Here is a 23,606-nt window from a genome sequence, read left to right on the forward strand (position 1 = left end):
AAACCCGGCGCATGCGCCGTATCCGGCGTATCCACTTTGTCGGTATCGGCGGAGTCGGCATGTGTGGCATCGCCGAGGTGCTGCTCAACATGGGCTATGAAGTCTCCGGCTCGGATATCAAGGCCTCGCCGGTCACGACGCGGCTGGAAAGCTTCGGCGCCCATGTGTTTATCGGCCACCACGCGCATAACGTCGTAGAAGCCGACGTGCTGGTGATCTCCAGCGCCGTCAATGAGAGCAACCCGGAAGTCGCCCACGCCCTGGAGCGCCGGATCCCCGTGGTACCGCGGGCCGAGATGCTCGCCGAGCTGATGCGCTACCGGCACGGCATCGCCGTGGCCGGCACCCATGGCAAGACCACCACCACGAGCCTGCTGGCGTCGGTGTTTGCCGCCGCCGGCCTGGACCCCACCTTCGTCATCGGCGGTCGCCTGAATGCCGCCGGCACCAATGCGCAGTTGGGCGGCAGCCGTTTCCTGATCGCCGAGGCGGATGAGAGCGACGCCAGCTTCCTGCACCTGCAGCCGATGGTGTCGGTCGTGACCAATATCGACGCCGACCATATGAGTACCTACGAGGGTGACTTCAACAAGCTGAAGCGCACCTTTGTCGATTTTCTGCACAACCTGCCGTTCTACGGCCTGGCCGTGCTGTGTATCGATGACCCGGTGGTGCGCGACATTCTTCCGCAGATCGCCCGACCAACTCTGACCTATGGCTTTACCGAAGACGCCGATCTGCGCGCCGTGGGCGTCCGCCAAGAAGGCATGCGTACCCACTTCACCGTGCTGCGCCATGGTCATGAGCCGCTGCCGGTAACAGTCAACATGCCCGGCAATCACAACGTCCTCAACGCCCTGGCCACCATTGCCATCGCCACCGATGAAGGTATCGGCGACGAGGCTATTGTCCAGGGCCTGTCCGGGTTTCAGGGGGTCGGCCGGCGCTTCCAGGTGTATGGCGAGCTGCCGGTCGAGGATGGCAGCGTGATGCTGGTGGACGACTACGGGCATCACCCACGCGAAGTGGCAGCGGTGATCAAGGCCGTGCGCGGCGGCTGGCCGGAGCGCCGGCTGGTGATGGTCTATCAACCCCATCGTTTTTCCCGTACCCGCGATCTGTACGAGGATTTCGTGCAGGTGCTGGCCGAGAGCAATGTGTTGCTGCTGATGGAAGTCTTCCCGGCCGGCGAAGAGCCGATTCCCGGTGCCGACAGCCGCAATTTGTGCCACAGCATTCGCCAGCGCGGGCTGCTCGATCCGATTTACGTCGAGCGTGGCAGCGACCTCGCGCCTGTGCTCAAGCCGCTGCTGCGTGGCGGCGACATTCTGTTGTGCCAGGGCGCCGGTGACATCGGCGGGTTGGCGCCGCAACTGTTCAATCACCCGTTGTTTGCCGCAAGCGGCCAAGGAAGTGCGCAATGAGTGCCGCAGTGCAGTCCACTCTCGATCCGCAGGTGTTCGGTCGTGTTGCCGTGCTGTACGGCGGCAAGAGCGCTGAGCGTGACGTCTCCCTGAAATCGGGCACCGCGGTGCTCGCCGCCCTGCAGCAGGCTGGCGTGGATGCCTTCGGAATTGATGTCGGCGAGGACTTTCTGCAGCGTTTGGGCAGCGAGACGATCGACCGTGCCTTTATTGTGCTGCACGGTCGCGGCGGCGAAGACGGCAGCATGCAGGGCCTGCTGGAATGCCTGGACATTCCCTACACCGGCAGTGGCGTGCTGGCCTCGGCACTGGCCATGGACAAGCTGCGCACCAAGCAGGTGTGGCAGAGTCTGGGCCTACCGACGCCGCGCCATGCGGTGCTGCGCAGCGAGGATGACTGTCGTGCTGCCGCTGAGGAGCTGGGCTTCCCGCTGATCGTCAAGCCGGCCCATGAAGGTTCCAGCATCGGGATGGCCAAGGTGACGGATGTCGAGGGCCTCATTGGCGCCTGGCGCGCTGCCAGTGTGTATGACAGCCAGGTGCTGGTCGAACAATGGATCCAGGGTCCGGAGTTCACCATCGCCGTGTTGCGCGGCGAAGTCTTGCCGCCAATCGCGCTGGGCACCCCCAATATATTTTATGACTACGAAGCGAAATATATCTCCAACGACACCCAGTACCGCATCCCTTGCGGCCTCGATGCCGAAAAGGAAGCCGAGCTGCGCGAACTGACTACCGAGGCGTGTGCGGCGGTGGGCACTCAGGGCTGGGCCCGGGTCGATGTCATGCAGGATGCCGAGGGGAATTTCTGGCTGTTGGAAGTCAACACCGTACCGGGCATGACCGACCACAGCCTGGTGCCCATGGCCGCCCGGGCGGCAGGTCTCGACTTCCAGCAACTGGTCCTGGCCATCCTGGCCGACAGCTTGGAAGCAAGGGGCTGACATGGGCGCTTTCCAGCTTCGTCATCAGCCCCCCGCAACCGGCCGCAAGCCGGCCCCCCGAGGCGCCAGTCGCCCGGTGGCCCGCGAGCCGCTGCGGGCGCGTTTGCCGAAGCTGGCACCGCAAACCCTCAAGCGCCTCGGCTGGGTCCTGGTGCTGGCGGGATTGCTGTGGAGCGGCCATGAACTGGCCCCGCGCCTGTTGCCCTTTATCGACCAGCCGATTGCCAAGATCGGAATCAACGGGGAACTCAACTACACCAGCGCGCAGACCGTGGAGCAACGCATCGAGCCTTTTGTCGAGAGCAGTTTCTTCAGCCTGGACCTGGCAGGGATGCGCGCCGCCCTGGAAAGCATGCCGTGGATCGCCAGCGCGGACGTTCGGCGCATCTGGCCGGATCAGGTGCAGATCCAGTTGCATGAATACCTGCCGATCGCCCGCTGGGGCGAAGAGGCGCTGCTCAACAACCAGGGCGAGGCGTTCGTACCTCGTGAATTGAGCACTTATCACTACCTGCCGCAGTTGCACGGCCCGGAGCGGGCCAAGCAGCGGATCATGCAGCACTACCAGGTACTGAGCCAAATGCTGCGCCCGTTGGGGTTCAGCATCCGCCGCCTGGAATTGCGTGAGCGCGGCAGCTGGTTCGTGTCGCTGGGGTCGGGTGAGGCGGGGCAGTCCCTTGAGCTGCTGCTTGGACGCGACCATATCGTTGAAAAAATGCATCGCCTGGTGGCCATTTATGACAAGGCCCTGAAATCGCAGATAGCCAACATCGAGCGCATCGATCTGCGTTATGCCAACGGCCTGGCCGTGGCGTGGCGCGAGCCGGTGAGCGACACGGCCGCCTCCGGGCGAACCGTGAATTGAGGAGAAGACAGCAGATATGTCAACTGTGCAGAGCGGCAAGATGATCGTCGGCCTGGACATCGGCACCTCCAAGGTGGTGGCGTTGGTCGGTGAGGTCGGCGATGACGGCCAACTGGAGATCGTCGGGATCGGCTCGCACCCTTCCCGCGGCCTGAAAAAGGGTGTGGTGGTGAATATCGAGTCCACCGTGCAGTCCATCCAGCGAGCGGTGGAAGAAGCCCAGCAAATGGCGGGCTGCTACATCCACTCAGCATTTGTCGGCCTGGCCGGTAACCATATTCGCAGCCTGAACTCCCACGGCATCGTGGCCATTCGTGATCGCGAAGTCAGTACTGCGGACCTCGAGCGCGTGCTGGATGCCGCACAGGCCGTCGCCATTCCAGCCGACCAGCGCGTATTGCACACGCTGCCGCAGGATTACGTGATCGACAACCAGGAGGGTGTGCGCGAGCCGTTGGGCATGTCCGGCGTACGCCTGGAGGCCAAGGTGCATGTGGTCACCTGTGCGGTGAATTCCGCGCAGAACATCGAAAAATGCGTGCGTCGTTGCGGCCTGGAAGTCGACGACATCATCCTCGAACAACTGGCCTCGGCCTATGCGGTGCTCACTGAGGATGAAAAAGAGCTGGGCGTGTGCCTGGTGGACATTGGCGGCGGCACTACCGACATCGCGATTTTCACTGAAGGGGCGATTCGCCACACCGCCGTAATTCCCATTGCTGGCGACCAGGTCACAAACGACATCGCCATGGCCTTGCGCACACCGACGCAGTATGCCGAAGAGATCAAGATTCGATATGCTTGCGCGCTTGCCAATCTGGCGGGCGCCGGGGAAACCATCAAGGTGCCCAGTGTCGGCGATCGACCGCCGCGGGAATTGTCCCGTCAGGCATTGGCAGAAGTGGTCGAGCCGCGCTACGACGAACTTTTCACGCTGATTCAGGCCGAACTGCGGCGTAGTGGCTATGAGGACATGATCCCGGCAGGCATCGTCCTCACCGGTGGGACCGCGAAAATGGAAGGCGCAGTCGATCTGGCCGAAGAAATCTTTCACATGCCGGTACGTCTAGGCGTGCCACATAGCGTCAAGGGACTGGCCAACGTGGTGCGCAACCCCATTTATTCAACGGGCGTGGGCCTACTGCTCTACGGGCTGAAGAAGCAGGCCGACGGCTTCATCATGCCCAGCCCCGGTACGTTTGGCGAAGACGCCAGGATACCTGTTCTGGAGCGGATGAAGCGGTGGTTCCAGGGCAACTTCTGACAAGCAGTAGCAGTAAGGTAAAACGAGAAGAGAGAGGAGAGGGAATCATGTTCGAGCTCGTAGATAACGTTACGCAAAACGCGGTCATCAAGGTGATCGGCGTCGGTGGCGGTGGTGGTAATGCCGTCAATCACATGGTCCGCAGCAACATCGAAGGCGTCGAGTTCATCTGCGCCAACACCGATGCCCAGGCGTTGAAAAACATTGGTGCGCGCACCGTGTTGCAACTGGGCCGCAGCGTGACCAAGGGCCTGGGTGCAGGAACCAATCCGGAGATCGGTCGCCAGGCGGCACTCGAAGACCGTGAGCGCGTGGCCGAAGTACTGCAGGGCGCGGACATGGTGTTCATCACCACAGGCATGGGTGGCGGTACCGGTACCGGTGCGGCGCCGATCATTGCGCAGGTGGCCAAGGAAATGGGCATCCTGACCGTTGCGGTGGTGACCCGTCCATTCCCCTTCGAAGGCAAGAAGCGCATGCTGGTGGCCGATGAAGGCATTCGCCAGTTGGCCGAATGCGTCGACTCGCTGATCACTATCCCCAACGAAAAATTGCTGACCATTCTCGGCAAGGACGCAACCCTGCTGTCCGCCTTCGCCAAGGCTGACGACGTGCTGTGCGGTGCGGTACGCGGTATCTCCGACATCATGCTGCGTGAAGGCCTGATGAACGTCGACTTTGCCGACGTGAAAACCGTGATGGCGGAAATGGGCATGGCGATGATGGGCACCGGCAGTGCCAGCGGCCCGAATCGTGCCCGTGAGGCTACCGAGGCGGCGATCCGCAATCCGCTGCTGGAAGACGTCAATCTGCAGGGCGCTCGCGGCATTCTGGTCAACATCACGGCGGGTCTGGACCTGTCCCTGGGCGAATACGCCACCGTGGGCGAGATCGTCAACGCCTTTGCATCCGACAATGCCACCGTTAAGGTGGGGGCGGTGGTCGATCCGGATCTGCGCGATGAGTTGCATGTGACCGTGGTCGCCACAGGGCTTGGCCCGGCCAAAGCCGAGAAGCCTGTCAAGGTGATCGATAACACGCTGCAGACCAACGCTACCGCAGCCACCACACCGGTCGCCGCGACTCAGCGGGGCGAGCCGGCGGCTGTTAACTATCGGGATCTGGAGCGGCCTACGGTCATGCGTAATCAGGGGCAGGCCTCCATGGCGCCCAAGCATAATCCGCAGGAAGATCTGGATTACCTGGATATTCCAGCATTCCTTCGTCGTCAGGCCGATTGACGGAGCTTATCAGGATGATTTGCGTGTTCGGTATTCAGCAAAGGCCGGGTCTGCTATGATTTCGGCCTTTGTTGACAAGAAACGCATTCGCGCATAAAGCAGCCACTGTCATGATCAAACAACGCACTCTAAAGAACATTATCCGCGCCACTGGCGTGGGCTTGCATTCTGGGGAAAAGGTATACCTGACCCTGAAGCCTGCACCCGTGGACACCGGCATTGTGTTCCGCCGCGTCGACCTCGATCCCGTCGTGGAAATCTGCGCACGGGCTGAAAACGTCGGCGAAACCACCATGTCCACCACGCTTTATAACGGCGATGTCAAGGTAGACACCGTGGAACACCTGCTCTCGGCGATGGCCGGACTGGGCATCGACAATGCTTATGTCGAACTGTCCGCCTCGGAAGTGCCGATCATGGATGGCAGTGCGGGACCCTTCGTCTTCCTGATTCAATCTGCTGGCCTGCAAGAGCAGGACGCACACAAGAAGTTCATTCGCATCAAGCGCGAGATCACCGTGCAAGACGGCGACAAGCGTGCGACCTTCGTGCCTTTCGAGGGCTTCAAGGTCAGTTTCGAAATCGATTTCGACCATCCGGTTTTTCGTGGACGCACCCAGACGGCAAGCGTGGACTTCTCCAGCACGTCGTTTGTCAAGGAAGTCAGCCGTGCGCGGACCTTTGGGTTCATGCGTGATATTGAATTCTTGCGCTCTCACAACCTGGCTCTGGGCGGCAGCGTCGAGAACGCCATCGTGGTCGATGAGAACCGCGTCCTTAATGAGGACGGTTTGCGCTACGAGGATGAATTCGTCAAACACAAGATACTGGATGCCATTGGTGACCTTTATCTGCTGGGCAACAGCCTGATTGGCGAGTTCCGTGGCTACAAGTCCGGCCATGCCTTGAACAACCAACTGTTACGTGAGCTGATCGCGCAAAAGGACGCTTGGGAAGTCGTAACCTTCGATGATACGAAGGATGCCCCCATTTCTTATATGCGTCCGGCTGCTGCTGTCTGATTCACCGAACTCTTCTCTTCTCTTTTCTTTTTTCAGGCCACCTTTGGGTGGCCTTTTTTTTGCCTGCAGCCTCGCCCACATCGGCATGTGGCGTGGACGAAGCATCTTGGTGCCTCGTAATGCAGTGCTCCGCCTGTTTCGGCGTGTGCTCATCTTTGCCTCCCAACAGGGCCTCGTTGCCCAGGCGATGCCGCCTATAAACGAGGTCCAGCCGATGACTGCGCTTCGGCGCCGCTGGGCTGCCCATGAGGCAACAATGGGCCGCTAATTGCCGCAAGCGGTGAGACATTGCCTCCTGCAGCCATGCGACAGACGGTAGCGCCAACTGAAATGCCTAATTGCCACCATGGTCTTTTTCTTGCATGATCGTATTGTGCTATCACGGCCGGTCGGGTTTTTTGACACGACTTGCCAGGCGTTCCAAGGCCTCTCGCAATTTTGGGTCATCGATAGCTGCTGCGGTTTCCTGAATGTTGCGTGCGGCAAAAGGAGTCAGTTCCGGTGTGTGACTGGGAGCACGGTTCGAGGTGTGAGGTGGTTGCACCTTGAACAGGATTCTCGTTAGGTTCGCGAACTCTTCGCACGCCTGCAATTGGCGCAGCAATCGGCGTTGTTGATAACGCAAGCGAGTGGCCCAGTGGCCGTCGGTGACGATCAGCAACAGGCAGCCCTCTCGCCAAGAAGCAACACGGCAATGTTCGCGGGCTGCGGGTTGTAATTGGCTTTCCAGGAGACGCTGAAGGATGGAGAGCCGTTGGGCCTCGCCAAACAGCGCTTTCAAGGGTTTCGCTTCGCGCAGGAGTGCAGCGGGAGCCCGGGCCGGTAAGGGACGAAAAGTCATGGCAGGACGCCTGATGTTGACAAAGGCGCATGGTAACAAAGCCAGGCAGCCGTATGCGTTACCAGGGGGATATATGCAAGTCATTCTACTCAGCCGGAGCCAGGGCGCGGCGCGCTCGTTCAGTCTCGATTCTCGAGTGCTCGCGGCGGGTATAACCACGTTGGCGATTGTGGTGCTGGCATCCGGCATCGCGCTGGGGGGGTACTTGCAGCCTTTTTTCAGTGACAAGGCGGCCAAGGTTGAGGCTAACCTTCAGCAGCAGCACGCTACCTTGAGCGAAGCGCGACGTGACGCACAACGTCAGTTAGATGCCTTTGGCGTCCATATTGCCGAGCTGCAGGCGCGCCTGACGCGGCTTGATGCGCTTGGCGAACGCTTGACAGAGCTGGCCAAGCTGGACGCACGCGAGTTTGATTTCTCTCTTAATGTAGGGCAAGGCGGTCCTGAAGAACTGATTGATAGCGCTGCATTCGCGCCGCCACCCTTCCTGCAGACGCTAGATGAATTGCTGGAGCGACTGGATAGCCGCGAACAGCAACTTGAAGTGCTTGAAGATGTGCTGGCTGAGCGCCGCTTGAGTGAAGCGGGCAGCGTTTCCGGGCGTCCGGTACGCCAAGGGTATTTGTCCTCTCCCTTCGGGCGTCGCACGGACCCGTTCAACGGTACGCCCCGTATGCACAAGGGGGTCGACTTTGCGGCCCGCGAAGGCACCGAGGTCGTCGCGGTCGCGGCAGGAGTCGTGACGTGGTCGGGCCGCAAGAGTGGTTATGGCACCACAGTGGAAATCAGTCACGGCGATGGCTACAAGACGCTTTATGCCCACAATAGGGAAAACCTCGTGCAGTTAGGTGAGTTGGTCAAGCGTGGCCAGGCCATCGCCAGAGTGGGCAGCTCCGGACGTTCCACAGGGCCTCATGTGCACTTCGAGGTCATCAAGAATGGCCGTCAGGTCAACCCGTACAGCTTTATCGCCAACGCGAAAAGTGCCAAGTAAGCGCTGATAAGGGCGCTTTCTTGATCTTCGTTTCCGGGTAGAATGCTGTCTTTCGTGTGCGATCAACAGGTCGCGCGGGCGGCTGTCTGGTCGTCCTCCATTCCTATGTGTGGAAGAACTAGTCGATATGTTTGCGCCTTTGTTGAGAAAACTCTTTGGAAGCAAGAACGAACGGGAAGTCAAACGCATGCTCAAGACGGTGCAGGCCGTCAATGCGCTCGAAGAGCAGATGCTGGCACTGTCTGATGAGCAATTGCGGGACAAGACCCTAGAGTTTCGAGCCCGGCTCGGCAAAGGCGAAACCCTTGATCAGTTGTTACCCGAAGCCTTCGCCGTGGCACGCGAGGCGGGCAAGCGGGTCATGGGTATGCGCCACTTCGATGTCCAGCTGATTGGCGGCATGACGCTGCACGATGGCAAGATTGCCGAAATGCGCACCGGCGAGGGCAAGACCCTGGTCGGCACCCTGGCGGTGTACCTCAATGCACTGGAAGGCAAAGGCGTGCATGTGGTTACGGTCAACGATTACCTGGCCCGCCGCGATGCCAACTGGATGCGTCCGCTGTATGAATTCCTCGGCCTGAGCGTGGGAATCGTCACTCCCTTCCTGCCGCCGGAAGAAAAGCGCGCTGCATATGCCGCCGATATTACTTACGGCACCAACAACGAATTCGGTTTCGACTACCTGCGCGACAACATGGCGTTTAGCCTGGAAGAAAAATTCCAGCGCGAACTGAATTTCGCCGTGATCGACGAAGTCGACTCTATTCTGATCGACGAGGCGCGTACTCCGTTGATCATCTCCGGCCAGGCCGAGGACAGTTCCAAGCTGTATCAGCAGATCAACCAGCTGATCCCGCGTCTCAAACGCCAGGTCGAGGAAGTCGAAGGGCAGGAAACGCGAGTTATCCAGGAAGGTCACTACAGCATCGACGAGAAGACCCGCCAGGTCGAACTCAATGAAGCTGGCCATCAGTTTGTCGAAGAACTGCTCAGCCAGGTCGGCTTGCTGGGCGAAGGGGAAAGCCTCTATTCGGCGCATAACCTGTCGCTGCTGACCCATGTCTATTCCGGCCTGCGCGCTCACAAGCTGTTCAATCGCAACGTCGAATACATCGTGCAGAACGATCAGGTCCTGCTGATCGACGAACACACCGGTCGTACCATGCCAGGGCGTCGCCTATCCGAGGGTCTGCATCAGGCCATCGAGGCAAAAGAAGGTCTGCCGATTCAGGCGGAGAGCCAGACCCTGGCCTCGACTACCTTCCAGAATTACTTCCGCCTCTACAAGAAGCTGGCCGGCATGACCGGCACGGCCGATACCGAAGCGTTCGAGTTCCAGCAGATCTATGGCCTGGAAGTGGTGGTGATCCCCACCAACAAACCAGTGGCGCGCAAGGACTTCAATGACCTGGTCTATCTCACCCAGGAAGAGAAATTCCAGGCCATCATCGCCGACATCCAGGAATGCCAGGCTCAGGGCCGCCCGGTGCTGGTGGGTACGGCCTCGATCGAAAGCTCCGAGTACGTCTCTCAGCTGCTCAATCAGGCCGGCATTCAGCACAACGTGCTTAACGCCAAGTTCCACGAAAAAGAAGCCGAGATCGTCGCCCAGGCGGGCCGGCCGGGTGGCCTGACCATTGCGACCAACATGGCCGGCCGGGGTACCGACATCGTGCTGGGCGGCAACTGGGAAGTTGAAGTCGCCGCGCTAGAGCTAGCCAGCCAAGTACCGCCGACCGCAGAACAGATTGCGCAGATCAAGGCTGACTGGCAGAAGCGCCACCAGCAGGTGATCGAATCCGGCGGTTTGCATGTGATTGCGTGCGAGCGACACGAATCGCGGCGCATCGACAATCAGCTGCGTGGTCGTTCCGGACGCCAGGGTGACCCAGGTTCCAGCCGTTTCTACCTGTCGCTGGAAGACAGCCTGATGCGCATCTTCGCCTCCGACCGCGTGAAGAACTTCATGAAGGCGCTGGGCATGCAGTCCGGTGAGGCCATTGAGCATCGCATGGTCACCAACGCCATTGAAAAGGCCCAGCGCAAGGTCGAGGGCCGGAACTTCGATATTCGTAAGCAATTGCTGGAATTCGATGACGTAGCCAACGAGCAGCGCAAAGTGATCTACCACATGCGCAACAGCCTGCTGGCCGCCGCCGATGTGGGGGACACCATCAGTGAATTCCGCGATGAGGTGCTGGACAGTGCCATTAACCAGCACATGCCGCCGCAATCGCTGCCCGAACAATGGAATATCAAGGGTCTGGAATCCACGCTGAAAAGCGACTTCGCCTTGGATCTGCCGTTGCAGGAGTGGCTCGACGAAGACGACAAGCTCTACGAAGACACGCTGCGTGAGAGGATCCGCGAGGCGCTGTTGGCCGCTTATGCGCAGAAGGAAGAACTGGCTGGTGCCGAGACGATGCGCACCTTCGAGAAGCAGATCCTGCTGCGTGTGGTCGACGATCTATGGAAGGATCACCTGTCCACCATGGACCACTTGCGTCACGGGATTCACTTGCGCGGTTATGCGCAAAAGAACCCCAAGCAGGAATACAAGCGCGAGTCCTTCAACCTGTTCCAGGAACTGCTGGACACCATTCGCCGCGACACCATTCGTGTTCTGTCGCACGTTCAGGTGCGCCGCGAAGACCCGGCCGAGGAAGAGGCGCGTCTGCGTCGCGAAGCCGAAGCGCTGGCCCAGCGCATGCAGTTTGAGCATGCCGCTGCCCCGGGACTGGAACCCGAGCGACCGGAACCGGTCCCAGCTCAGGCGCCTGCCGTGACAACCGTGCGGACCGAGCCGAAGATCGGCCGGAACGAGCCATGCCCCTGTGGTTCCGGTAAGAAGTACAAGCACTGCCACGGGCAGGTTAGCTAACGCCACCTCGTTCATTGCTGATCAGCGCCGCGACCGGATCTTCCGCTCGCGGCGTTTTTCCTTACACTGCAACGCCGTTACGGCGACTTTCACTTTCTGATTTAGGAGCGCTTCCATGGCTGTTGGTCTTGGCCCTCTGCCCACCCTGCATCCGGTTCCCGGTTTTGAACTCGGCATCGCCTCTGCTGGCATCAAGCGCGTCGGACGCAAGGACGTGGTGGTGATGCGCTGTGCGGAAGGTTCGCGCGTAGCCGGGGTGTTCACCTTGAATGCCTTCTGCGCCGCGCCAGTGATACTCGCCAAGCAGCGTGCCCAGGGTGAGGTGCGTTATCTGCTGACCAATACCGGCAACGCCAATGCGGGAACCGGCGAGCCGGGCCTGCGCGCCGCCGAGCGCACCTGCGCCAAGCTGGCGGAGCTGACTGGTGTGGCCGCCAGCGCCGTGCTGCCTTATTCCACGGGCGTGATCGGTGAGCCGCTGCCGGTAGAGAAAATCGAAGCTGCGCTGCCCGCGGCCCTGGCCGATCTGGCCGAGGATCATTGGGCCCAGGCTGCTGAGGGCATCATGACCACCGACACCCTGCCCAAGGGTGCCAGCCGCCAGTTCCAGCATGACGGCGTGACCGTCACCGTCACCGGCATTTCCAAGGGTGCCGGGATGATCCGGCCGAACATGGCCACCATGCTCGGTTACATCGCCACCGACGCCAAGGTTGCCCGTGATGTGCTGCAGGATCTGGTGCGCGATGCGGCGAACAAATCCTTCAACCGCATCACCATTGATGGCGACACCTCGACCAACGATTGCTGCATGCTGATCGCCACTGGCAAGGCTAACCTGCCGGAAATCACCGCGGCCAGCGGCGAGCTGTTCGCCAAGCTCAAGCAAGCGGTGTTTGAGGTGTTCATGGAAGTCGCCCAGTCCATCGTGCGTGACGGCGAAGGCGCGACCAAATTCGTCACCGTGCAGGTCAACGGCGGTGGCACCCATCAGGAATGCCTGGATGTCGGCTACGCCGTGGCCCATTCGCCCCTGATCAAGACCGCGCTGTTCGCGTCCGACCCCAACTGGGGACGCATTCTCGCGGCTGTCGGCCGCGCCGGTGTGCCCCAGCTGGACGTGGGCAAGATTGATGTCTACCTCGGCGAGGTTTGCATCGCCAGTCAAGGCGGTCGCGCCTCGACCTACACTGAGGAGCAGGGCGCAGCAGTCATGGCACAAGCCGAAATCACCATTCGGATCGAGTTGGGCCGTGGCGCGTGCAGTGAGACCATCTGGACGACCGACCTGTCCCATGAATACGTGAAGATCAACGCGGAATACCGCACCTGATCGGCTGGCCGCAGGCTGCACGTTCGCCGGGTGGGTAGGCGCGTTACGGAACCTGTTGGACGGCTCCGTCACCCATCCACCTTGCAATACCTGGCAGCTTGCGGAGGCTGTTATGTCCCTGACTCTGATAATCGGCAACAAGAACTACTCCTCCTGGTCGCTGCGGGCCGCGCTGGTCTTGGCGCTGACCGGCGTGCGGTACCAGGAACGGCGCATTGTCCTCGGCCAGCCTGAAACCCAGGCGCGGCTGCGGGAGTTCTCGCCCAGCGGCAAGGTCCCCGTACTGTTTACCGAGCTGGGCCCGGTGTGGGACTCTCTAGCGATTGCCGAATACCTGGCCGAGCGATTTCCCGAGGCCCATTTGTGGCCGCGCGGCGAGTATGGCCGGGCTCTGGCGCGTTCGATGTGCGCGGAAATGCACAGTGGCTTCGTGGCGCTGCGTACCCATCTGCCTATGGACCTCAAGCGCCAGGTCGAGCTGACTGATCTGCCCAGCGACGCCCGGGTTGATATCGAACGCATGTGCGCCTTGTGGCTGAGTTGCCGACAACGGTTTGGCGCCGACGGCCCCTTTCTCTTTGGCCATGCAAGCATTGCCGATGCGTTTTTTGCCCCTGTGGCCGCGCGCTTTCACAGCTACGCAGTCGAGCTGCCCCCCGTAGCGGCAGACTATGTGGCGATTATTTATCAGTGGCCGGCTTTCCAGCGCTGGTACCGGGCGGCCCTGCAGGAAACGGAGACCTTGGAATGAAACGTGTACATGTGGCCGCGGCGGTGATTCGTGGCGGCGACGGCCGCGTGCTGCTCGCCCGGCGCCCGGATGACAAGCATCAGGGTGGCTTGTGGGAGTTTCCGGGCGGCAAGGTGGAAGAGGGCGAGCCTGTCTTCGAGGCGCTGGCCCGCGAGCTGCACGAAGAGTTGGGGATTGTCGTGCGCGCGGCACAACCGCTGATTCAGATTCCCCACGATTATCCTGACAAGCACGTCCTGCTGGATGTCTGGGAGGTCACGGCTTTTGACGGCCAGCCCCATGGTGCCGAAGGTCAGCCGCTGGCCTGGGTGGCGCCCCGGCAACTGTCGGAGTACGAGTTTCCCGCAGCCAATGCGCCCATCGTTGCCGCCGCGCGGTTGCCGGAGCATTACCTGATCACGCCGGAGGGCCTGTCGGCGCAGGAATTGCTCACGGGGCTGAAACGGGCGCTGGAGCGTGGTGTACGGCTGATTCAACTGCGCGCACCGGCCATGTTTGATGCGCAGTACCGGGACTTGGCCGTGGATGCGGTTGGGCTGTGCGCCGGGCGTGCGCAACTGATGCTCAAGGGACCGCTGGAATGGTTGGGGGATTTTCCATCCGCAGGCTGGCACCTGAGCAGCCAGCAGCTACGCCGCTACGTTGAGCATGGACGGCCCTTCCCACCGGAGCGCTGGCTAGCGGCGTCCTGTCACAACGCTGAAGAACTGGTCATGGCCGAGCAGATGGGCGTGGACTTCGTCACGCTGTCTCCCGTGCTGCCTACCGAGACTCATCCCGAGGCTGCGCCATTGGGCTGGGAACATGCTCGAGAGCTGACCCAGGGCTGCACGCGACCGGTGTTTTTTCTCGGCGGGCTGGCGCCGGACGGTGTGATGCGAGCCAGGGAATGTGGGGCGCAGGGCATCGCTGCGATCCGAGGGCTTTGGCCGCAGGGCTAGCGGGTAGGCTGACCCCTTCTCAGTTCCGCCGCGCAACTCATCGTGAAACTGCCCAGCGCCGCTTGGCGGTTCTTTCTTATGGGGAAACGGGTGCCTGCAGAGCCTGCCTTGACAACAAGCAGGTGCTCTGAACAAAGCTGGCCCAAATATTGTATGAGGCGTCCTGCAGACGTTGATAGCGGAGCAATGCCAATTTTATGGCTTTGTTCGTGATGCGCGTGTGCATCCTGCCGGTCTGCCAACCAGTGCATGACCAGGCGCTAAGTGAGCCCTCCTGCTGTGCGTGTGGGTTCTGTAGTTGGCCAATCGTGGATTCATCATGCAATTTATCCAATCCAAGCGGCTTGTGACGAGCCTGAGCATTCTCGGTCTGATCGGTGTGTTCGCATTTGCCTGGTTCGACAAGCCCGGCGTCGAGCTGGCAGGTTTTGCGGTTGCGCAGGCAGCACTTCCCGCTGATTCAGCTCAGGTACCGGTCTACACCAGCCGTTTCGCATCATCGGACCTGGATGATTTCGTGCATTCCTCAGCTGTCGCCGCACTGCCTGACGGTGGTTTGATGTCGGTCTGGTTTGCCGGCACTCGCGAAGGCGCCGCCGACGTGCAGATTCGAGGGGCGCGCTACGATGCGCAGACCGGGGAGTGGGGCGAGGAAATGGTCCTGGCTACCCGTGAATCGACCCGTGATGGAATCCAGAAATACATCCGCAAACTGGGCAACCCCGTCATTGTCATGACGCCTGACAATCGCCTGTGGCTGTTTTATGTCTCGGTATCGCTGGGCGGCTGGGCTGGCAGCGCGATCAACGCCACTTACTCGGACGACCTGGGCACCAACTGGTCGACGCCGCGCCAACTGGTTACCTCACCCTTCCTGAACATCAGCACGCTGGTGCGCAGCGCGCCGGTGGTGCATGCCGATGGCTCGATCGGTCTGCCGGTCTATCATGAATTTCTTGGCAAGTTTTCCGAATACCTGTACCTGGATCGCGATGGCCAGGTGATCGACAAATTCCGCATCAGTCACGGCACGGATAATTTGCAGCCGACCGTGGTGCCGCTGGATGAGCAACGCGCGGTGGCGATGTTGCGCTATGCGGGCAAGGGAGAACGTCACGTACTGGCCAGCCGCACCGAGGATGGCGGTCGCACGTGGAGCGAGCCGCAGGCGCTGCAGCCGCAAAACCCGAACTCCTCCTTGGCGGCGGTGGGCACGTCAGGCCATGGTCTGCTGGTGGCCCTGAACGACCTGAGCAATGGTCGGTTCCGTCTGAGTTTGTATGGCACTGATGCAGACATGAGCCAATGGCGTCCGGTCGTCGAGCTGGATCAGTCGCCGGACCCGCAGGGCAATCCCTTTGCCGAGGCGGAATACCGCAACCTGATCAGTGAAGAGTTCATGCGCTCCAGTGGCGAGCGCCGCCAGGGCCTGCTGCCGGCCTTCATGTCCAATATCGATCAGCGCAACTGCAAGCGTGGCGAGTGCGATTTCGAATACGAATACCCCTATTTCATTCGCGGATCGAACGGGTTTTATCACGTGGTCTATTCGTGGAATAACACTTTCATCAAACACGTCAGTTTCAACGATGCTTGGCTTGAGGAACGTCTGTAATGCTTGATTTATGGCATATCCATCTCAGTTTTGCCCTGGTGGCGTTCCTGCTGCTGCCCACGGGTAAATTGTCGTTGCGCACTCAATGCATTGTGCTGGCCGGTCTGCTGCTGATCAGCTATGTGCCGGTGGACGATCTGCCACTGGCCATTTACCTGCGCACGCTTGCCCATGATGTGTCGATCGTTACCCTGCTGGGATTGGGTTGGGTCACCCTGGTGCGCTTGGGCTGTGTCGAACGCCTGGCAAGCCCGCAGCGCTGGCAGCTCATCGTGCTGTTTGGGGTGATGGGGTTAGTGCTTTATCCCGCCACATTGGGAATGACACCTTTCGATCCGTATCGCCTCGGGTACAATCCGCGCGCAATGATTGTGGTGATTGGAGCGCTGGCCCTGCTGATGCTGTACTGGCGCAACGGGCTGGCGGTGGCGATGCTCGCGCTGGCCACGCTGGGCTTCAGCCTGGAGCTGATCTCGTCGGATAACTATTGGGATTACCTGCTCGATCCGTTTGTCGCGATGTACTGCTGGGGTGCGCTGTTTGTCGGCGCTGTCCGGCTGTGCTTGCCGCGACGCGCCAACGTCCTGGCGGACTGAATCACCCGAGCAAAGCTGCGGTTCTGCGTTTTTGCGCAGGACCGCATTGTCATTTGTGGAAAGGCCCCTCCGGCTTTGGAACGTACATTACCAGCATTGTTAGCGAGCCACGAGCTGCCGGCGGCGTGCCTGGAATAAGAGGTGGAATGATGGATTGGCTGCAATCGCGCCGTTTGCACTATGTAGTCGGCGCAGTCGCGCTGCTGTTCGCGCTGTTCGCCGCGTTGCGGTTAATGTTCTTCTTTGGCTTTTCCGGGCTCGACAGCAGCGCCCTGAGCGGTGTTGAAGCCGTACCCGAAACCCTAAGCATCGGCCTGCGTTTCGACCTGCGCCTGGCGATCCTGGTGCTGCTGCCGGTCGCCGTCCTGGCCTGGCTGCCCCGCTGGAACCTGACCCGCGTAACGGTGCTGCGCTGGGTCGCTCGTGCTTATCTGGCCTTGGCGCTGGCCGCGCTGCTGATGATCTATATCATCGACTTTGGCCACTACGCCTACTTGGGTGTGCGCATCAATGCCACGGTGTTCCGCTTCCTGGAGGATGCGCAGATTTCCACCGACATGGTCTGGCAGACTTATCCGGTCGTGTGGATCACCCTGGGCTGGCTGCTGACCAGTGCACTGGCCTGGTTCGCCCTGGTGCGTCTGGAACGCATCACCCTGGATCGCCCCGCCAAGCGTCTGAAGAGATGGTCGCTGGTCTGGGGCAGCGTTGTGATGGTGCTGGTACTGTTTTTCGCGTTGCTCGGGCGTATCTCGGGTGTGAACCTGGAAAACCCGGTGCCGCTGCGCTGGAGCGATGCATTCTTCTCCGGCGACAACCAGGTGTCCGCCCTGGGCCTGAACCCCGTTCTGTTCCTGTATGACACCTCTCGTGTGTCACGCACGCCTTATGAGGAAGACGTGGTGCGCCAGTACTACCCGGCCATCAGTCACTACCTGGGTGTGCAGAAACCGGATGCCCAAGCGCTGAATTTCCAGCGTACGCAGGCACCGCAGCCTTATCAATTGCAGGCTGAGCGTCGACCGAATGTGGTCTTCGTCATGCTCGAATCCCTGGGTACCAGCGCAGTCGGTGCCTACGGCAATCCCCTGAACCCGACGCCGAATATTGATCGCCTGGCCAAGGAGAGTTGGTTCTTCGAAAATTTCTACGTGCCGGTGACTGGCACGGCCAAAACCGTGTGGGCGAGCATTACCGGGATTCCCGATGTATCCCGCGAGCAAACCGCTACCCGCAACCCGTTGATCACCAATCAGCACACCCTGATCAATGCGTTGGAAGGCTACGAGAAGTTTTACCTGATCGGTGGCAACTCCGGTTGGGCAAACATGAATGCCCTGGTTCGTCAAAGCATTGACGATGTGCAGCTGTATGAAGAGCGCCATTGGCAATCGCCACTGGTGGATGTCTGGGGAATTTCCGACCTCGACCTGTTCAAGGAGAGCGACACGATCTTGCAGGCGGTTGCCGACGACACGCCGTTCTTCGCTTATATTCAGACCGCCGGCAACCATCGTCCTTTTACCATTCCCAAGAACAATGACGGCTTCCAGGTCAGCGAGCTCACTCAAGACGAGGTTCGTGAGTACGGTTCGGTCACCAAGGCTCAATATGAAGCCGTGCGGCTGCTCGACTTCAACATTGGTCGACTGATGGAAATCGCCAAGGCCGGGGGCTGGTACGACGACACCATCTTTGTCATGTTCGGCGACCACAACACGCGCATCACCCAGTTGCCGCACATGCCGCCAGCCTTCGAAAAACTGGGGCTGGAAAGCAACCATGTACCGTTGTTGATTCACGGGCCGAAATGGCTGCAACCCAAGACGTTTGACGAAGCTGTCGGCCTGGCTGACCTACTGCCGACCGTTGCCGGCCTGCTGGGCTTCGAGTTCCAGAACGGCACCCTGGGCCGTGATATCCAGCAGCCCGCCCCAGAAGGCGAGCGGGTGGTGCCCCTGGTGTTGCTCGAAGGCACCTTCCCAATCATTGGCGGGGTCACCAAGGATTTCCTGGTGCAGATGAACCATGACGGCAGTAAGCCGACCATGCACGATCTCGCCTCGCAAATGCCTCTGGATAATGTCGCCGACGAGCATCCGGAAGAGTTCCAGCGGCTGTTGGAACTGACCCACGGCTTGCATGAAGCGGCGCGCTTAATGATGTATCAGAACGTACGCTGACGGCAGCTGACTAACCCAAGCCTCGCGCAGGCGAGGCTGACGGGCCGCGCAAGGGTCCCTGTCTATCGCAAAGCGTTGCGCTTGCCCGCAACGCTTTTTTTATGCCTGCTATTCAGGCTTGGCCGCAGCCTTCCACAGCACCTCGGCGACCTGCTGGCGAAGAGCAATCACGCGTGCGGCGACGAATAACAGGTCAGACATGCGATTCAGATACGCGAGCAGCACCGGGCGCAGCGTTTCGCTGGCGTTGAGGTGCTGGCAGCGCCGTTCGGCTGTGCGCGCGACGCTGCGGCACAGGTGGGCCTGTGCGATCAGCCGCGAGCCACCGGGCAGGATGAATTCCTTGAGCGGGCCGACTTCGTCATTCCAACAGTCGATGACGTCTTCCAGGCGGGCAATTTCACGCTCATCCACGGCCTGGTACTCCGGCATCGCCAGCTCTCCGCCCAGGTCAAACAGGCGATGTTGGCAGGGAAGCAGCACGTCGCTGACTTCGGCAAGGCCAGGCCAGCGAGCCTGCTGTTCGGCCAGATCGGCAAGCAGTAGGCCGAGCTGGCAGTTGAGGGTATCAACCTCGCCCATCGCCTCGACGCGCGGATGATCCTTGCCAACCCGGCGGCCATCGGCCAGGCCGGTCTCGCCGCTGTCGCCGGTACGGGTGTAAATCTTGGATAAACGGTATCCCATGGGGTTTAAAGTCCTGAACTGAGAGGTTCGGCCAGTGGCAGACGCAGTGTGAATGTCGTGCCCTGACCCGGTTTGGAACTGACTTCCATCTGGCCTTTGTGGTTGTTGGTAATGATGAAGTACGAAACTGACAGGCCGAGCCCTGTGCCCTGACCTACTTCCTTGGTGGTGAAGAAAGGCTCGAAGATACGCTTGCGCACGGCCTCATGCATGCCCACGCCATTGTCTGTCACCTGAATTTCCGCCCAGGGTGGAGTGTACCGGGTACGCAGGGTGATTTGTCCCGGCGGCCCGCCTTCGCGATGGTGGATAGCCTGGGCGGCGTTTTTCAACAGGTTGAGCAGCACCTGTTCCAGTTCATTGGCGATGCAGGGCACCGTCTCCAGCTGTGGGTCGAATTTTCGCTGGATGAGCAGCGATTTGAAGTCGAATCCCTCACTGAGATCGAAATCATTGCCGGCGATTTCCACTGCTTGATCGATCAACTGGGCGAGATTGCAGGGCGCCAACACACGGTCACTGCGCCGGCTGAAGTTGAGCATGTGGGAGACGATGCGCGCCGCACGTGTGCCTGCGCTCTGAATGCCATCGAGCAGGTGTGGAATTTCCCGAGCGCTCAGGTAATGACTGATGCGCTCCAGGCTGACTCCGCTTTCCAGTGCCTGTTGGCGGTTCTTCTCCAGGTCGGGCGACAGGCGTCGGCGAATGTTCTGCACGTTGTGCAGGATGGCGCCCAGCGGGTTATTGATTTCATGGGCCATGCCGGCGGCCAGGCTGCCCACCGAGAGCATTTTTTCCGACTGCACCATGGCGTCTTCCAAGGCCAACCGCTCGGTGATGTCGTCGATACGGATCACCACGCCGCGCCCGACCTTGCCGCTCAGCGGGTAAAAGGTCAGCGTGTAGTGGCGTAGCTCGCCATGGCGCGGCAAGGAAACCCGTTCGATGCGTTCGACCTTGCGCCGTTCCGCCGTCTCGCGCAACTGGGCGAGAAACGGCTTGAGCAGCGGGAAGGCCAGCAGCACCGGCTGGTTCAAGGCCTGCTCCAGGTCGGTGCCGGACAGTTGGCTGGCTTCGTGATTCCACTGGGTGACATACAGCTGATCATCAAGGGCGATAAGGGCCGAAGGCATCGAGTCGATGATGCTGTTCAGGTAATTTTGAAAGCCGGTGAGCTGTTTTTCGATCTTGCCGCGTACCTGCACTTCGAGCTCTAGCTGGCGGTTGGAGTGCCGGGTTTCCTCGGTCAGTGAGCTGGCATGGTCGAAGGCATTCTGCGCTTCGTCGCGCGCCCGCTTGAGTTGCTGCTCGCGAGACTGCATGCGCGACAGCATGGTGTTGAACGCCTCGGCCAGGCTGCCGATTTCATCCTGGTTGCCGGGTGCGGCACGTAAGGCATAGTTCTCCTCGCGGGTGACCTGACGTGTCAATTCCTCCAGGCGCCGGATAGGCTCGGTCACCAGGCGGCGAATCTCGCGCACCACCACCAGCCAGAGCAGGATGCTGAGCAGCAGGATTGCCAGGCTGGCACTCAGCGTGCCGGTATAGAACGCGCCCGGCAGTTCGCTGGAGGCGACCAGCAACAGATGGCCCGGCGGCCCCTCGGCTTGCGGCAACTCGATCAACAGGTTGGTGCGAAATTCGGTCAGGCGCCACAGCTCCAGGCGCTCCAGATGTGCGGGCAGATCAAGCTGCTCGCCCCGCTGAAGCTGTGCCAGGTTACGGCCTTGCGGGTCATACAGCGCCGCTGCCCGCAAGGGTTCATAAGGTTGCAACCGCTCCAGCAGGGCGTGGGCATGGGCGGGCGAACTCAGTGCCTGGCGGCTCAGCGCGGGACTGGCGATCAGTTGGCCGAGAGCCTGCATCGCTTGAGGCGTAACGCTCTGCTGGGAAATCCAGTAGGCGGCGCTGATAAAGGTCAGGTTAGCCGCAAGCAACACCGCGCTGAGCAACACCAGCAAGGCGACGAGCAGTTTCTGCCCGACCGGGAGATTGTCCAGGCGCCGACGCAGGGACATGAGAACTTCGCAGAATGGCTTGAAGGTTCCGGCAGGGTAGCCGGGCTTCAGGCGGTGGGCAATCCGCGAGCGCGCAGATGGCCGAGCAGGCGCTGCTGCAGGTCGTTCAGGTAGGGCAGCACCAAGCCCAGGCGCCGCGCCGCGGTGCAGGCATAGCCGAGCAAATAGGCGATTTCCGTACGACGCCCGCCAGCAACGTCCTGATGCATTGAGGAGTAATTGGCGGCGGTGGCCTGAATGACCTTGAGCACTTCCTCGTGCAGGCCCACGGCAGCCTCGGCATGACCCTGAGTGCGTAGCAGCAGGTCCAATTCAGCGCACAACGCTTTGACCTCGGCGCCATGCTCGGCCAGCTCGCCGTTACGGCAGTCGAGCAGGACGGTGAGCGGATTGATTGCACAATTCAGCGCCAGCTTGCGCCACAGGCGCGCCTGGATGTCGTGGGTCCACTGATGGGGAATGCCGGCGCTGGCCAGCTCACTCAGCCAGGCCGGTGGAGTGGGGTTATCGGGGTCGCCGAGCCAGGTTTGGCCTTGTCCGGCGAACACCACGCGAAAATCACCGTCGCGGTAGGCGCCCTCGGTGCTCGAAGCCCGAATGCAGCGAGCGTGGGGAACATGGGCGGCGACCGCGTCTTGGCTGCCCAGACCATTTTGCAGCAGGATCAGCTCGGCACCTGCCGCCAGGCGCGGCGCCACGGCCTGGATAGCGGAAAGGGCGTCATAAGCCTTGCAGGCCAGCAGCAGGCGGCTGATCGGCTCGCAAGCCTCGAGGCTTTGTGCCGGCAATGCAATGTGCTGGCTGTGTCCTGCTTCGACCAGCGTCAGGCCGCCGACGGCCTCATAGGCAGCCAGCCGCTGGGCATTGCGCAGCAGCAGGGTAACGGGGAAGCCGGCGCGGGCCAGACGGGTTGCCCAGAGGGTGCCCAGGCTGCCGGCGCCCAGAATGTGCCAAGTCATCAAGTAGTGCCTTTCATGCAAAGTGATGCGAGAAGGGGCGACGATAGCGCTTCAGGGCGTCAGGGGAAATGACGCGTATCAGCGAGCGGTCAGATGCTGCACCGCGATGCGCCCGCCGGCATGGGCCTGAGGTAAATGTTGCGCAGCCTGTGTCATCAGGTCTTCGGGGGTTTGCGGCAGCGCCTCGGCGTCCAGTCCGACGAGGCTGATCACGGCGTTGAGTTCCACCAGGCCTTCGCGTGTCTTGAACGGTTGCTGGCTGAAACCTTTGGCCAGACGGGTAAAGCTGTTGGCACGGCATTCGTTCAGCTCGCTGAGCAGAGCGATCAAGGCGAAGTGCTGATCGTCCAGGCGTACCAGGACGTCCAGAGGACGAACCAGCAATTGCAGACGTCGGGCGATGCCCGACAGCAACTCCTGGTGGAAAGCATCGCCATGACGCGTGCGCAGCTCCAGCAGTTTGGGCAGGCCAATCAACACATAGCACAGCGCGCCGCCGCGCGAGTCGATCTGGCGCAGGCTGTCGGCGAGTTTCTGGCGCAGGTAGCGAAGATTGCCCAGCCCGGTCAGCGGGTCCACCAGGTTGCGTTGTTCCAGGCAGGCAATGCTCTGGGTCAGCAGGCGGTTCTCCTGCAACAGGCGGTGAAGGGTATTGCACAGCCGGTCGCCGGCATAAATGCGCGGCACCAGTTGCTCACTGAGCTGAGTCTTGCTGATGAAATCATCGACACCGTGGTCGAAGGCTTCGCCCAGGGCGTTATCGCCTTCCTTGCCGGTGAGCAGCATGATGTAGGTGTAGTGATCGGACATCTCGTCGAGCTGGCGTACCCGGGCAGTCAATTCCAGGCCGTCAATGTCCGGCATCAGCCAATCGGCGAGCAGCACACCGGTCGGGCGTTCCTCGATCTGCTGCAGCGCCTGCTCGGCACTGCTGGCAAAGCGCACGTCCTGGTAACCGGCCTGGGACAGGGTGCGGCCGATCATGGCGCTGGAGAACTTGGCGTCATCCACCACCAGAATGCTGAGCTGGGGATTGGGCATGGG

Annotated in this window: 19 protein-coding genes; 14 read left to right on the top strand and 5 right to left on the bottom strand. The window is 60.9% G+C overall.

Features of this window, described 5'->3' with window-relative positions; translation table 11 throughout:
* The first annotated feature begins 11 nt into the window (after positions 1–11).
* The 6 genes from murC (at position 12) to lpxC (ending at position 6,760) form a co-directional block, all read left to right on the top strand.
* Entirely contained in the window at positions 12–1,424 is a 1,413-nt protein-coding gene (gene murC, locus ACTV8E_RS13200) for a UDP-N-acetylmuramate--L-alanine ligase (protein ID WP_443199800.1), read from the top strand.
* Positions 1,421–2,368: a D-alanine--D-alanine ligase gene (locus ACTV8E_RS13205; RefSeq protein WP_443199769.1), complete on the top strand. Its 948-nt coding sequence runs from the start codon at positions 1,421–1,423 to the stop codon at positions 2,366–2,368. The genes murC and ACTV8E_RS13205 overlap by 4 nt, the downstream gene beginning before the upstream one ends.
* Before the next feature lies 1 nt (position 2,369).
* The gene (locus ACTV8E_RS13210) at positions 2,370–3,233 is read left to right on the top strand and encodes a cell division protein FtsQ/DivIB (RefSeq protein WP_273536652.1); all 864 of its coding nucleotides are present in this window, start codon (positions 2,370–2,372) and stop codon (positions 3,231–3,233) included.
* 16 nt (positions 3,234–3,249) lie between these two features.
* A complete protein-coding gene (gene ftsA, locus ACTV8E_RS13215) occupies positions 3,250–4,497 on the top strand; it encodes a cell division protein FtsA (RefSeq protein WP_251834892.1) in 1,248 nt (415 codons plus the stop codon).
* Positions 4,498–4,544: 47 nt separating this feature from the next.
* Positions 4,545–5,738 carry a cell division protein FtsZ gene (ftsZ, locus tag ACTV8E_RS13220; RefSeq protein WP_443199770.1) on the top strand — a complete coding sequence of 398 codons (1,194 nt, stop codon included), beginning with the start codon at positions 4,545–4,547 and terminating at the stop codon, positions 5,736–5,738.
* A gap of 110 nt (positions 5,739–5,848) precedes the next feature.
* Positions 5,849–6,760, top strand: coding sequence for a UDP-3-O-acyl-N-acetylglucosamine deacetylase (lpxC, locus tag ACTV8E_RS13225; RefSeq protein ID WP_251834894.1), 912 nt, complete (start codon positions 5,849–5,851; stop codon positions 6,758–6,760).
* Positions 6,761–7,139: 379 nt separating this feature from the next.
* On the opposite strand, the gene ACTV8E_RS13230 is transcribed toward lpxC, so the two are convergent.
* The gene (locus ACTV8E_RS13230; protein ID WP_251834895.1) at positions 7,140–7,601 is read right to left on the bottom strand and encodes a DciA family protein; all 462 of its coding nucleotides are present in this window, start codon (positions 7,599–7,601) and stop codon (positions 7,140–7,142) included.
* Between the two features lie 73 nt (positions 7,602–7,674).
* Here ACTV8E_RS13230 and ACTV8E_RS13235 point away from each other — a divergent pair, with 73 nt between their 5' ends.
* The 8 genes from ACTV8E_RS13235 (at position 7,675) to ACTV8E_RS13270 (ending at position 18,898) form a co-directional block, all read left to right on the top strand.
* Entirely contained in the window at positions 7,675–8,595 is a 921-nt protein-coding gene (locus tag ACTV8E_RS13235; RefSeq protein WP_443199801.1) for a M23 family metallopeptidase, read from the top strand.
* Between the two features lie 127 nt (positions 8,596–8,722).
* Positions 8,723–11,479 carry a preprotein translocase subunit SecA gene (gene secA, locus ACTV8E_RS13240; RefSeq protein ID WP_251834896.1) on the top strand — a complete coding sequence of 919 codons (2,757 nt, stop codon included), beginning with the start codon at positions 8,723–8,725 and terminating at the stop codon, positions 11,477–11,479.
* Positions 11,480–11,594: 115 nt separating this feature from the next.
* Positions 11,595–12,812: a bifunctional glutamate N-acetyltransferase/amino-acid acetyltransferase ArgJ gene (gene argJ / locus ACTV8E_RS13245; RefSeq protein WP_251834897.1), complete on the top strand. Its 1,218-nt coding sequence runs from the start codon at positions 11,595–11,597 to the stop codon at positions 12,810–12,812.
* A 112-nt stretch (positions 12,813–12,924) separates the two neighbouring features.
* Positions 12,925–13,563 (top strand): glutathione S-transferase family protein, encoded by a 639-nt coding sequence (locus tag ACTV8E_RS13250; RefSeq protein WP_443199771.1) that lies wholly within the window; start codon positions 12,925–12,927, stop codon positions 13,561–13,563.
* Positions 13,560–14,504 (top strand): Nudix family hydrolase, encoded by a 945-nt coding sequence (locus ACTV8E_RS13255; RefSeq protein WP_443199772.1) that lies wholly within the window; start codon positions 13,560–13,562, stop codon positions 14,502–14,504. Before ACTV8E_RS13250 ends, ACTV8E_RS13255 begins: the two co-directional genes overlap by 4 nt.
* Positions 14,505–14,823: 319 nt before the next feature.
* Complete coding sequence (locus ACTV8E_RS13260; protein WP_273536660.1) at positions 14,824–16,119, top strand: sialidase family protein; 1,296 nt, start codon at positions 14,824–14,826, stop codon at positions 16,117–16,119.
* Positions 16,119–16,715 carry a hypothetical protein gene (locus tag ACTV8E_RS13265; RefSeq protein ID WP_251834901.1) on the top strand — a complete coding sequence of 199 codons (597 nt, stop codon included), beginning with the start codon at positions 16,119–16,121 and terminating at the stop codon, positions 16,713–16,715. Before ACTV8E_RS13260 ends, ACTV8E_RS13265 begins: the two co-directional genes overlap by 1 nt.
* A 149-nt stretch (positions 16,716–16,864) precedes the next feature.
* Positions 16,865–18,898, top strand: a complete 2,034-nt coding sequence (locus ACTV8E_RS13270; RefSeq protein WP_443199802.1) for an LTA synthase family protein — start codon at positions 16,865–16,867, stop codon at positions 18,896–18,898.
* Between the two features lie 108 nt (positions 18,899–19,006).
* On the opposite strand, the gene ACTV8E_RS13275 is transcribed toward ACTV8E_RS13270, so the two are convergent.
* From ACTV8E_RS13275 to ACTV8E_RS13290, 4 genes are all read right to left on the bottom strand, one after another.
* A complete protein-coding gene (locus tag ACTV8E_RS13275; RefSeq protein ID WP_443199773.1) occupies positions 19,007–19,585 on the bottom strand; it encodes a cob(I)yrinic acid a,c-diamide adenosyltransferase in 579 nt (192 codons plus the stop codon).
* A gap of 5 nt (positions 19,586–19,590) precedes the next feature.
* Positions 19,591–21,603, bottom strand: coding sequence for a HAMP domain-containing sensor histidine kinase (locus ACTV8E_RS13280; protein ID WP_251834903.1), 2,013 nt, complete (start codon positions 21,601–21,603; stop codon positions 19,591–19,593).
* Between the two features lie 47 nt (positions 21,604–21,650).
* Entirely contained in the window at positions 21,651–22,562 is a 912-nt protein-coding gene (locus ACTV8E_RS13285; protein WP_443199774.1) for a putative 2-dehydropantoate 2-reductase, read from the bottom strand.
* A gap of 78 nt (positions 22,563–22,640) precedes the next feature.
* Positions 22,641–23,603, bottom strand: a complete 963-nt coding sequence (locus ACTV8E_RS13290) for a response regulator (RefSeq protein WP_273536669.1) — start codon at positions 23,601–23,603, stop codon at positions 22,641–22,643.
* Positions 23,604–23,606 lie beyond the last annotated feature (3 nt).

The sequence above is a fragment of the Pseudomonas sp. B392_1p genome (assembly GCF_052245235.1).
GTDB lineage: Bacteria > Pseudomonadota > Gammaproteobacteria > Pseudomonadales > Pseudomonadaceae > Serpens > Serpens gallinarum.